Raw genomic sequence first — 12831 nt, 5'->3', positions numbered from 1 at the left:
CGTTAGAACGGTTTTTCGTCTGTACGAGGAGAGCCGTGATTATTTTGTGCGGTTGTCAGCCCTTAACAAACTTGAATGATGCCGCGTGCTAAAAATGATTTTTAAAATAAAAAATTATGTTATTCTGTTTATGAAAAGGTTTTCATGGAATTGAATTTCCTTTTTAAAATATAAGAAAACTGCAGCAATTTCTCGTTCCAAACGGCGGTCCGACAGAGCTACCGCACGGTATCAGATGAAATTGGTGACAAGTGAATAAAATGAGAAAGCAGACATGCTAGAGACAAAGTCAAAAAAATCCCCTTTACTGTGGGTGCCAACGACGTATTTCACGATGGCACTGACCTACATGACGCTGACCAGCGTTACGGCCATCATGTTCAAAAACATGGGCATGGACAACGGCAGAGCGGCTGAATATGCGAGTTACCTGATTCTCGCTTACACCATCAAGCCGCTGTTCGCCTCATTCGTCGAGATGTACCGCACCAAAAAGGCTTTTGTGATACTGACAGAAATCGCGATATTTTTTGGCTTTCTGGCGGTTGCACTGGCGATGGCATTACCGAACTATATGGTGTTGCTGATGGGCTTATTCTGGGTCATCTCGTTTCTTGGCGCGACCCAGGATATTGCCGCTGACGGCGTATACGTCACTTCTCTCGATAGCAAAGCCCAGTCTTTATATTGCGGCGTGCAGAGCCTCAGTTGGAATCTTGGTCCTATTATTGCATCCGGTGGCCTGGTGTATCTCAGTGGCAAATTGCATGCAGAATATTTTCATCATGATCCTGCGGTTTTTGGTGCCGATTGGGTGGATGCCTGGCGTGTGATTTTCTTTATCGTTGCTGCGATCACGGTGTTGATGGCGCTTTGGCACTGGCGGGTGATGCCGGATGGCGCACGGGCTGAAAATACTCCCACCAATTTTTCTGCGGCAATGGATATTTTGAAAGATTCTTTCGTCAGTTTCTTTCAAAAGAAAGATGTCTGGCTGATGATTGCCTTCGCTTTTCTATTTCGCCTCAGCATAGGTTTTCTGGAAAAAATCGGGCCTTTTTTCATGGTTGATCCTGTCGCCAAAGGCGGGCTAGGGCTCAGTAACGAGCTGCTTGGCATCATCTACGGAACGTATGGCTTACTCGCTGTATTACTTGGATCGTTGTTAGGTGGCTGGTTTGTAGCGCGTCGCGGTTTGCAGCCTACCTTGTTCCTGTTGTGTTGTGCCGTGAATATCCCGAACGTGACTTTCCTGCTCATGAGTATTTATCAACCAGAGAGCTTACTGGTCGTTACTGCAGGTGTCGCGATAGAGAAATTCTTTTTTGGCTTTGGCTCTGTCGGCTTCATGATTTATCTGATGCAGCAATTAGCACCAGGAAAATACACCACAACGCACTACGCATTCGGCACAGGCCTGATGGGACTTTGCATGATGTTTACCGGTGTGATCAGCGGTCATTTACAGCAAATGCTTGGATACAAGAGTTACTTTGTTTTTGTAATGCTGGCGACGATTCCTTCGTTTATTGTCTGCTGGCTGGCACCTTTTCATCAGAAGGAGAGCGGTGCAACCGATTGAATAAAGCGTCGTATGCAGGTTGTTCGTCGCTGTTAATGAAGTTTCAGAGATTATAAAAAATGAAAAACGTCTCGTCCCAACCGGGTCGTTTTAACGCTTCAATATCCCCTCTTTAAGCCGCCTCTGAGCGGCTATTTTTTTTGATCGATGCCCTGCCAGGCGACGATCACTTTACTCTTTAAAGATCACTGATTTAAATTGTTTCAGCTTCGGGTGCACCATGGGCACAGTCAGCATCGTACTGCCTATCGCCATCAGTAACAGCGCGGTAAATGTTTCATTGGTGATGATGTGTTTATCCAACAGGATGTTGGCGAAGATAATCATGATCAGTGCTTTGGTTTGCAGCAGCCAGCCAATAATGGAAGCCTCTCCTTTTTCCCAGCGGAGTATTTTTCCCGCAAGGTGAATACCGGCTAATTTACCGCCAACCGATGCCAGCAATAACAATGCTGCCGCAATGAAGACCGCTGTTCCGCCAAGATCCCAATTGGTGCGTAAACCCGTACTCAGGAAAAATACTGGCATGATGGTCAGTAACACATGCTCACGCAACAGATCCATCTTACTTTGCTCAAACCAGTGTGCATCCATGACCGCACCGGAAAGAAATGCGCCGACCATGAAATGCAAACCTGCCCAATCCGCGGCAAAACTACAAGCGGCGAGCCAGATCAGGCTGACATACCAGCGATCACGTTCAGATAGCTTCACCATCAATTTGCGGAAGCCGATCATGGCCAAGGCAAACAGCAATAGAAATCCCAGTTGGCGGCCGACGCGTGTCCAATCCATAAGAATAATCGCGAGGACAGCCCAGATCGCAATATCGTCCAGACTGGCGTAACGCAAGATGCGCTGACCGATTGCTTGTCGCAAAATCGTTAACTTTTCCATGAGCAGAATTAGTATCGGCAGCGCTGTCACAGCGCAAGCCATTCCGATACCCAGAATAAATTGCCATGCATGTGCATTTGCGCCTTGCCAACCGTCAAACTTCAGTAAGCCGATGGCTGCAATGCTGCCAAATAAGAGTGGCATACCGAGCGCCAGACTGCCGGTAACGAAGCTTTCCCGTCTGTGTTCCCAGACTTTCTTCAGATCGAGTTCGATACCGGCGATCATGACAAAAATCATCACCGCCCACCACGCAATGCCGTTCAGCGACTGAATGATTTGTGCATTAAAAACGAATTGATAATAGTCGGGAAAAATCCGACCAAGAACACCCGGCCCCATCAGTATGCCGGCGATGATTTGTATGACGACCAGCGGCGCATAATAATCTGTTTTGCCAAGACGCCAGATTAAATATGGAAGGCTGAAAATGAGCAATATCGCGATTAAAAAAATCTCTGTCATGCTCATAGGTGTATTCATTTTTATCCTGAAATTGAACGGTGTCGGAGATTTGACGTAGCGTATTTTAATCGTGAAAAAATATTAATAAATTGTACTGGAAAAAAACAAAAAAGCCGCAGTCTCATACAGAGAACTGCGACTTTCTATATTCCTTTGACCTACTTAAAGCAATTTTCTGCAGGACTTGGCCGAGCCATCATTCTAGTTGGAAAATGCGCTAAAACGCTTAGTGTGCGCGACTTGAACTCATATTTTCACCGTGTCCAGCGGGAACGTTACCATCAATCAAAAAATAAAAAACCACCCGATGAAGCTGGGTGGTTTTACATATTCTGGTGGAGTCGGCGGGAATCGAACCCGCGTCCAGAAGCACTCTACAGACAGTTCTACATACTTAGTGCTGCCATTTAATTTAATCCAGACGACGCGGACGCACACGCTGCGGCTGGACGAGTTACCTTTGATTTAATCCCGAGCCAAGTAACCCGATTCAGGACGATTCCCTATGAATGACTCTACTGCTGTTGCCAGCCCACCCTAGGGAAGAGGCGGTGTAGAGTTAGCAAGCAATTAAGCTGCTAATGCGTACGAGTTATCGTTTGCAGTTATATAGTTCAGATTGTATTTACGAGGTAGTCTGGCCTCGGTATGCCCTGCGCTGCTTTGCAACCCCTGTCGAAACCAGGTCGACCCCAAAGCTTTACTAGTATAACCCATATGCGGTGTTGTACGAAGAATTCAAGAGGGGATGACCTGTAAATGTTTAGCTCTGATTAATTCCAGTAATTCCAGCGGACTGTCGATGATGGCATCTGCTTTCCATTGCTTCGGCTCGGAGGCACCACAATATCCCCAGGCAGCGGCGATACTGGTCATGCCAGCGGCTTCAGCAGCCTGAATATCCCGCAAATCATCACCGATGTACCAGCAATGTTCTGAGCGTATGCCTAGTCGTCTTGCACCTTCCAGTAAGGGAGCCGGATGTGGTTTCGCATGAGGTGTGGTATCCCCGGAAATCACGCAGCGCGCTTCCTGAAGGTCAAGCAAAGAGATCAACGGTTTGGTAAAACGCGTCGCTTTATTTGTCACTATGCCCCATGTCAGGCTCAGGGCGTTCAACCCATGCAGCAGCGTCGTGACATGTTCAAATAAGCGGCTATGTACCGCCATTGCAGATTCATATTGATTCAGAAATTCAATGCGCATCGATTCATAATTCGCATCTTCAGGCGTGATATTAAAACCTGCCGCCAATAAGCCACGGGCACCGGCAGAAGCAAATGGTCTTAGGCTGAGATAATGTATTGGAGCTAAGCCGCGGCGTACGCGCATCGCATTAATGGCAGCAGCCAGATCTGGCGCGGTATCGGCTAAGGTACCATCGAGATCGAATAAAATTGCTTGAGGATTGTGCATAGGCGAATTGGTAAACGTACAAACGGAACTCGGTGTCCGTTTGTACATGATCAGATTTAAGCTGGTTTGGTGCAGGCAATCATGTAGTTGACACTGGTATCGTTATTCAATGAATAGATTTTTGTCAGTGGATTGTAGCTCAAACCTTTCATGGCATTTAATTCAAGACCCGCATTACGAACATCTTGCGAAAGTTCCGCCGGAGTGATGAATTTTGCATAGTCGTGCGTGCCTTTTGGCAATAATTGCAAAACGTACTCAGCACCAAGAATTGCGAACAGATACGATTTAACATTACGGTTCAGGGTGGAGAAAAAGACATGCCCACCTGGTTTCAATAGTTTTGTGCAGGCACGAATGATGGATGATGGATCAGGGACGTGTTCCAGCATTTCCATGCAAGTGACAACGTCGTACTGACCTGCTTCCGCTTCGGCCATCTCTTCGGCGGGGATATTTTTATAACGTACGCTGACGCCTGATTCTAAACCGTGCAAGTCGGCCACTTTCAGTGCTTTTTCTGAAAGATCGATGCCAGTAACAATGGCTCCCTTTTTTGCCATCGATTCGGCGAGTATGCCGCCACCACAGCCGACATCAATGACATTTTTACCTGATAGCGGAACCCGTTGATTAATCCATTCCAGACGCAGCGGGTTGATTTCATGTAAAGGGCGGAACTCTGAACTTGGATCCCACCAGCGATGAGCTAGGTCACTGAATTTCTGAATTTCTGCTGGATCTGCATTTAGTGTCGGCATGATGTGTGCGGATATTTCTGTGTTGAGAGGGGATAGATTAATGGCGTATTGTAGGCGATCCGGGTATTTACCGCACTTAGTCAGATCAAGACAAGTACAGTTTCAGGATATTCTCCGGTAGCTGTAGTTGTTGCAGGGGTATTGAGTTTCTATTTAATCTATTCTTATGGCGTATTTTTGCGGGGTAAATGCAGATTTGGTACGAGAAATAAAAAGTAAAAAACCCCGCCGAAGCGGGGTTTTTACATAATTAAAACGGAGTTTAATTATTTGTTGCGTGTACCAACAACTTCGATTTCTACGCGACGGTTTTTAGCGCGGCCTTCTGCTGTTTTGTTATCAGCAACTGGTTGTTTTTCGCCTTTGCCTTCAGTGTAAACACGGTTAGCTTCGATACCTTTGCTTACGAGGTAAGCTTTAACTGCTTCTGCGCGGCGGATAGACAGTTTTTGGTTGTATGCATCTGTACCAACGGAGTCAGTATGACCAACAGCGATAACAACTTCCAGATTGATCGATTTCAATTTAGAAACCATATCGTCAAGCTGTGTTTTGCCTTCAGCTTTCAATACTGATTTGTCGAAGTCAAACAATGCGCTGGCAGCGAAAGTAACTTTTTCAGATGTTGGAGCAGCAGGAGCAACAACTTTAGCTGGTGCTGGAGCAGCAACAGGAGCTGGAGCAGCAACAGGAGCTGGAGCAGCTTCTTTTACCAATGGAGCGTCGCAACCTGGCACTGCATCAGCAGGTGTCCAGTAGCCAGTACGCCAGCACAGGCCGAATGCATCACGAACAATGACGCCACGACCATCTTGTACATAAGCACTGTGTGGAGTGTTCGCTTTGATGTCTTGTTGTGCGGATGCAGAAAAGGAAGCAACTGCGGACGCTGCGATAACGAGCTTAACTAGAATTTTCATATTTATCCTCTCGACTGAGATTTAATTATCGCAGATAAACTGCGCAAATTACTGCTTAAAACCTGATGATACCACGCGCTTGATGACATTACTATTTCGTCAAACGAACAACGCTGTTATTAATCAATATTTTGCCATAGATGACGTCAATCCGGCATGACTTGTTAAATCGCTAAAGTAACACTTCGTTAAATATGTCGTGCATGGGCAACAATTGCACAGCGGTTTTCAGGTGAAATCCACTTAAGAAATTGCAAAAAAATAACTTGCTTTGATGAGCTAACTTATTGAAGTTATCGATTTTGCGGTGTTTTTGATTGTCAGAGTCAGTTTGTTGGTTTCTTATTGATAGTCGAGATGGTGAAAATTATTCAAGTAATTTGCCTTGTGTTGCTTTCAGGTTGTTTATTGGTAATGAATCCTCAATCTCATACGAATATTTTCTCGGACACGATCTGACGCCAGAGCGTAGGCTCTGCTATTGCTTGCGGGTATTTGTGTTTTGCTATTTTGTGACGTTTGACCTGTTGAGCATGGTAAAATCAAGAGCTAAACATTCGAAAAAACGTGTACCTGACTTTCGTATTGCCTCTGTGAAAGCGATGTTTTGCTGACATGGTGCATTACGGTACTACGATTAGCGGCAGCTGTTTTTCGTGATGTTATCATTTAACCAAGCTCTAATTTGCCGGCATGCCAATGGATCAATTCGCAAAAGAAACACTCCCGATTTCCCTTGAAGAAGAAATGCGCAAGAGCTACCTCGATTACGCGATGAGCGTGATTGTTGGTCGAGCCTTGCCGGATGTGCGTGATGGCTTGAAGCCTGTGCATCGACGCGTTTTATTCGCGATGCATGAGATGAACAATGTCTATAACCGTCCATTCGTCAAATGCGCGCGCGTTGTCGGTGAAGTCATGGGTAAATACCATCCGCACGGCGACGCTTCTATTTATGACACGCTTGTACGTATGGCGCAGGATTTTTCCTTGCGCTACACACTGGTCGATGGTCAGGGTAACTTCGGTTCTATTGATGGCGACAGTGCCGCTGCGATGCGTTACACCGAATGTCGCTTAGATAAAATTGCTAACGAAATCCTGGCGGATATCGAAAAAGAAACGGTCGATTTCGTACCGAACTATGACGGTAAAGAAAAAGAACCGTCGGTTTTGCCTACCCGTATCCCTAACTTACTGATCAACGGTGCCTCTGGTATCGCGGTCGGTATGGCGACCAATATTCCACCGCACAACATTACCGAAATTATCAACGGTGCCCTGCACTTGTTGCGGAATGATGATTGCACGATAGATGAGTTGATAGAGATTATCCCTGCACCGGATTTCCCGACTGGCGGCATTATCTATGGTGTTTCCGGTGTGCGTGACGGTTACCGCACTGGTCGCGGTCGTGTCGTGATGCGTGCGAAAACGCATTTTGAGGAGTTTGGCAAAGAGAATCGTACCGCGCTGATCATTGATGAGCTGCCGTACCAGGTTAATAAGAAATCTTTGCTTGAGCGTATTGCAGAATTAGTGCGCGATAAAAAGCTCGACGGCATTTCAGATATCCGCGACGAATCCGATAAATCCGGCATGCGCGTGGTGATTGAGCTCAAACGTGGTGAAGTGCCGGATGTGGTATTGAACAATCTGTATAAGCAGACGCAATTGCAGGACACTTTCGGTATGAATATGGTGGCGCTGGTCAATGGCCAGCCTAAGCTGCTGAATCTGAAAGAGATGTTGTCGTGCTTCCTGTCACATCGCCGCGAAGTTGTCACGCGTCGTACCGTGTTTGAGCTGCGCAAAGCGCGCGAACGCGGTCACGTGCTCGAAGGTCTGGCAGTAGCATTGGCGAATATCGACGATTTCATCGCTATCATCAAAGCGGCGCCGACACCTCCACTGGCGAAACAGGAATTGATGACGCGCGCCTGGGATAGTTCCATGGTACGTGAGATGCTGACGCGCACTGCTGCTGATAATCCTGGTGGTATTGACGCTTTCCGTCCTGAGAGTTTGCCTAAACATTACGGTATTCAGCCGGATGGCCTGTACAAATTATCCGATGATCAGGCGCAGGAAATTCTGCAAATGCGTTTGCAACGTCTGACTGGTCTGGAGCAGGATAAGATCGTCAACGAATACAAAGACGTGATGGCTGAAATCGCCGATTTGCTCGATATTCTGTCTAAGCCTGAACGTGTCACAACGATTATTACGGATGAACTGACACTCGCCAGAAATGAGTATGGTGAAGGAAATAAAGACGTTCGCCGTTCTGAAATTACACACAACGCGACCGACCTGGAAACCGAAGATCTGATCACGCCGGTAGATATGGTGGTGACCTTGTCGCACACCGGCTATATGAAGTCGCAACCCTTGTCTGAATACCGTGCGCAGAAACGTGGCGGCCGTGGCAAACAAGCGACTGCAACGAAGGATGATGACTGGATTGAGCAGTTATTCGTTGCGAATACCCACGATTACATCCTGTGCTTCAGTAACCGTGGCCGTCTCTACTGGCTCAAGGTATGGGAAGTACCGCAAGGTTCGCGCAGTTCACGCGGCAAACCTATCGTGAATATGTTCCCGCTGCAGGATGGCGAAAAAATTACCGTCATTCTGCCTTTGTCGGGTGACAACCGCAGCTTCCCTGAAGACCGTTATATTTTCATGGCAACCAGCCTTGGTACTGTGAAGAAAACACCGTTGGCGGATTTCAGTAATCCACGTAAAGCCGGCATTATCGCTGTGGATCTGGATGACGGCGACTTCCTGATCGGTGCGGCGCTGACCGACGGCAAGCATGATGTGATGTTGTTCTCCGATGCGGGTAAGGCTGTACGTTTCGATGAAAATGATGTGCGTCCTATGGGGCGTACTGCACGTGGTGTGCGCGGCATGAATCTCGATGAAACGCAACAAGTCATCGCCTTGCTGGTGGCGGAAAACGAGCAGCAATCGGTATTGACTGCAACAGAAAATGGCTTTGGCAAACGTACACCGATTACTGAATATACCCGTCATGGTCGCGGTACCAAAGGCATGATTGCGATTCAGACTTCTGAGCGTAACGGCAAAGTTGTTGCTGCGACTCTGGTTGAAACGACCGATGAAATCATGCTGATCACGACCGGTGGCGTTTTGATCAGGACCCGTGTCTCTGAGATTCGTGAAATGGGACGCGCAACACAAGGTGTCACACTGATCGCGGTTGAAGACGGAACTACCTTGTCCGGCTTACAGCGTATCGTTGAAACGGATGCTGATCAGGATGAAACTGAATCAGGCGCAACGACTGTCGATGGCGACACTAATGCCGCTGATGATGCGACTGGTGATATAGCGGAGTAAAACCATGACCACCATCTACAATTTTTCGGCGGGCCCGGCAGTTTTGCCTAAAGAGGTTTTGCAGCAGGCTGCTGCAGAAATGCTGGATTGGCATGGCAGCGGTATGTCGGTCATGGAGATGAGTCATCGCGGCGCGGAATTCATGTCGATCATGGATGCCGCCCAGCGTGATTTACGTGATTTGCTGGCGATTCCGGACAATTACAAAATCTTGTTTTTACAAGGTGGTGGTCTCGGTGAAAATGCCATCGTTCCCATGAACCTGATGGGGCGTCGTCCCGATGCGCCGGTGGATTTCATTCATACCGGTTCATGGAGCGGTAAGTCAATTAAAGAAGCGCAAAAATACGCCACAGTGAATGTGGCGGCATCCGCTGCCAGCAATGGTTTTACGGCGATTCCTGCAAGGGACAGTTGGCAGTTGTCGAAAGACGCGGCCTATGTACATCTCTGCACCAATGAAACGATAGACGGTGTTGAATATCATTTCGTGCCCGATGTAGCGGAACAGACCGGTGGCGCACCGATAGTGGCGGATATGTCTTCCCATATTTTGTCGCGCGTGATCGATGTGTCTGCCTACGGTGTGATTTTTGGCGGCGCGCAAAAGAATATTGGCCCGGCTGGCCTGACGCTGGTGATCGTGCGCGAAGATTTGCTCGGACATGCTTTGCCTGTATGCCCATCCGCCTTTGACTGGAAAATTGTTGCCGACAACGGCTCCATGTACAACACGCCACCAACCTATGCGATCTATATCGCTGGTCTGGTATTTCAATGGTTGAAACGCCAGGGCGGCGTGGCAGCGATGGAAGCGCAAAACATTGCGAAGGCAACGTTGTTGTACGATTACCTTGATTCCACTGATTTTTATGAAAATCGTGTGGCGAAAGAATGTCGTTCGCGTATGAACGTACCATTTTTTCTGAAAGACGAATCTCTGAATGCAGAATTTCTGGCTAGTGCAAAAGCGCAGGGTTTGTTGCAACTGAAGGGGCATAAATCGGTCGGCGGTATGCGTGCCTCAATTTACAACGCGATGCCGCTCGCCGGAGTGCAGGCACTGGTTGGTTTCATGCACGAGTTTGCCAGCGCGCATTCCTGAGTGTAAAAGTAGTAGCGTGTAGTCTTCTCCTCAAGCGGCAGCCCTTTCTGAACATGGCATAACCCATCACCTGGAAACCGTGGCGCTGTCGAACCAGATCAAAAGCCTGGTGAGGAATCAAATAATGTAAAGCGGCAGGCGCGACTATTCACGGTCGTGCACCGCTGTCACAGTGTACAAAAACGGTTTTTAGGTTAGTTATGAGCGACAACAAATTACTTCCCCTGCGCATTAAGATTGATACGATCGATGCCCAGATTCTCGATTTGCTGAATCAACGTGCCCGTGTGGCTGAAGAAGTCGGTCACGTCAAAGCCGAAACCAATGCACCGGTGTTTCGCCCTGAGCGCGAGGCGCAGGTATTGCGCGGAGTCGCTGAGCGCAATCCTGGCCCTTTGCTGAACGAAGATATCCAGCTGATTTTCCGCGAAATCATGTCCGCCTGCCGCGCATTGGAACGACGCGTGGTGGTGGCATTTCTCGGCCCGGTCGGCACTTTCAGCGAACAAGCCGTGTACAAGCAGTTTGGTCATGCGATTCAGGCTTTGCCTTGCGTTTCAATTGACGAGGTTTTCCGCGCCACGGAAGCGGGCACGGCTGATTTCGGCGTCGTGCCGATTGAAAATTCTTCCGAAGGTGCGATCAATCGCACACTCGATTTATTGCTGCAAACCAGTCTGGCGATCAGTGGCGAACTGGCGATTCCGGTGCAGCACAGCCTGATGAGCAAATCCGGCAACATGGAAGGCGTGAGCCGCATCTGCGCTCACTCGCAGGCATTGGCGCAATGCCAAGCCTGGCTGAATCAACATTATCCGCACATCGAACGGCAGGCTGTCGCATCCAATGCCGAAGCGGCGCGCATGGCAAGCGGTGATTACACCGTTGCTGCGATCGCCAGTGAAATCGCTGGTACCCAATATAACCTCGGCATCGTCAGTGCACACATTCAGGACGATCCGCATAACCGTACGCGCTTTGCGGTGATTGGCCGTCTGCATACAACACCTAGCGGCAAAGATCAGACCTCGATTGTGCTGGCGACGCCGAACAAAGCTGGTGCTGTTTATGATTTGCTGGCGCCCTTATCCAAACACGGCGTTTCGATGACCCGTTTTGAATCGCGTCCCGCCCGCACCGGTAACTGGGAATATTACTTCTATGTCGATGTCGAAGGACACGTCATGGATGAAAGAGTTGCAGCGGCGATGGCAGAGCTCGATGCAAAAGCGGCGTTCTTCAAAGTCCTGGGTTCTTATCCTTGTACGTTGTGAGATCGTGATGCCTAACGTGTCGAATGTTTTTAAGCGTGTTGCGATTTTTGGCGTTGGTCTGATCGGTGGCTCATTTGCGCTGGCATTGAAAAAAGCTGGCGCTGTGCAGCACATCGTTGGCGTCGGGCGTAGTCATGCATCGCTGGAACGAGCATTGCAGCTCGGTATTATCGACAGTATCGCGACCTCGCCTGAAGCAGCGGTCAAGGATGCTGATCTGGTGCTGATTGCCGCGCCAGTCGCGCAAACCAAAGCGATTCTGGATTCAATACAGCCGCATTTATCACCAACAACCATTGTTACCGACGCTGGCAGTACCAAATCTGATGTCGTCGAGGCGGCAAAAGAAGCGCTGGGTGCAAAGTTGCGCCAGTTTGTACCAGCGCATCCGATTGCCGGTCGCGAGTTGAATGGGCCAGAAGCAGCACTCATTGATTTATATGTCGGTAAAAAAGCCGTCATCACACGCCTGCCGGAAAACAGCGATGCCGATGTGGCGCGGGTTGCCTGGGCCTGGCAACAATGCGGCGCGATAATTCATTATCTTGATCCGGCCGGGCATGACGCGGTGTTTGCGGCAGTCAGTCATTTGCCGCATCTGCTTGCTTATGCATTGGTGGATGATATCGCCCGTCAAGAACATGCTGACACGCTGTTTCAATACGCAGCGAGCGGCTTTCGTGATTTCACCCGGATTGCCGGTTCGTCGCCGGAAATGTGGCGCGATATCACGCTGGCAAACAGGCACGCGATGTTGCAGGAATTAGACTCTTACACCGCGCGTCTGGCGGTGTTGCGCCAGCATTTAGTCAATGCTGATGCAGCGGGCATCGAAGGTATTTATGCGAACGCGCAACGCGCCCGCCACAACTGGATTTCCGCGATCGAAGCCGCTGAAAAACAGCAACGTGAAGGTGGCGATTAACATCGGCTCTGTTCTCGTTTTCATCCTGGATGACGACGGACGAATTCTGATCTGTTTAGATTGCCACTGATCGGAGTTCATCTGTCATTCGTCTGTTATTCTTTTGGATGGATGCAAAGT

Annotated in this window: 9 protein-coding genes and 1 other RNA gene; 5 read left to right on the top strand and 5 right to left on the bottom strand. The window is 48.7% G+C overall.

The genetic code is table 11. From position 1 onward, the window contains the following. Positions 1-274 precede the first annotated feature (274 nt). Positions 275-1582, top strand: coding sequence for an MFS transporter (locus Undi14_RS06130; RefSeq protein WP_200178692.1), 1308 nt, complete (start codon positions 275-277; stop codon positions 1580-1582). A 171-nt stretch (positions 1583-1753) separates the two neighbouring features. Here Undi14_RS06130 and Undi14_RS06125 read toward each other — a convergent pair whose 3' ends face one another. From Undi14_RS06125 to ompA, 5 genes are all read right to left on the bottom strand, one after another. Further along, positions 1754-2962: a cation:proton antiporter gene (locus tag Undi14_RS06125; protein WP_234030440.1), complete on the bottom strand. Its 1209-nt coding sequence runs from the start codon at positions 2960-2962 to the stop codon at positions 1754-1756. Between the two features lie 315 nt (positions 2963-3277). Then, positions 3278-3638, bottom strand: a transfer-messenger RNA (tmRNA) gene (ssrA, locus tag Undi14_RS06120). A 44-nt stretch (positions 3639-3682) separates the two neighbouring features. Then, positions 3683-4360 (bottom strand): HAD family hydrolase, encoded by a 678-nt coding sequence (locus Undi14_RS06115; RefSeq protein ID WP_234030439.1) that lies wholly within the window; start codon positions 4358-4360, stop codon positions 3683-3685. 56 nt (positions 4361-4416) lie between these two features. Then, complete coding sequence (ubiG, locus tag Undi14_RS06110; RefSeq protein ID WP_186883044.1) at positions 4417-5121, bottom strand: bifunctional 2-polyprenyl-6-hydroxyphenol methylase/3-demethylubiquinol 3-O-methyltransferase UbiG; 705 nt, start codon at positions 5119-5121, stop codon at positions 4417-4419. Positions 5122-5387: 266 nt separating this feature from the next. Continuing rightward, a complete protein-coding gene (gene ompA / locus Undi14_RS06105) occupies positions 5388-6041 on the bottom strand; it encodes an outer membrane protein OmpA (RefSeq protein WP_200178688.1) in 654 nt (217 codons plus the stop codon). Positions 6042-6740: 699 nt separating this feature from the next. Here ompA and gyrA point away from each other — a divergent pair. From gyrA to Undi14_RS06085, 4 genes are all read left to right on the top strand, one after another. Next, positions 6741-9407, top strand: coding sequence for a DNA gyrase subunit A (gene gyrA / locus Undi14_RS06100; protein WP_200178686.1), 2667 nt, complete (start codon positions 6741-6743; stop codon positions 9405-9407). A 4-nt stretch (positions 9408-9411) separates the two neighbouring features. After that, a complete protein-coding gene (serC, locus tag Undi14_RS06095; protein ID WP_200178685.1) occupies positions 9412-10512 on the top strand; it encodes a 3-phosphoserine/phosphohydroxythreonine transaminase in 1101 nt (366 codons plus the stop codon). Positions 10513-10712: 200 nt separating this feature from the next. Then, positions 10713-11786 carry a prephenate dehydratase gene (gene pheA, locus Undi14_RS06090; protein WP_186883048.1) on the top strand — a complete coding sequence of 358 codons (1074 nt, stop codon included), beginning with the start codon at positions 10713-10715 and terminating at the stop codon, positions 11784-11786. 16 nt (positions 11787-11802) lie between these two features. Then, positions 11803-12711, top strand: a complete 909-nt coding sequence (locus Undi14_RS06085) for a prephenate dehydrogenase (protein WP_370589895.1) — start codon at positions 11803-11805, stop codon at positions 12709-12711. Positions 12712-12831: the final 120 nt, after the last annotated feature.

This window comes from Undibacterium sp. 14-3-2, assembly GCF_016595265.1.
Classification (GTDB): Bacteria; Pseudomonadota; Gammaproteobacteria; order Burkholderiales; family Burkholderiaceae_D; genus Undibacterium; species Undibacterium aquatile.
This window is presented reverse-complemented; position numbering and strand designations above follow the sequence as displayed.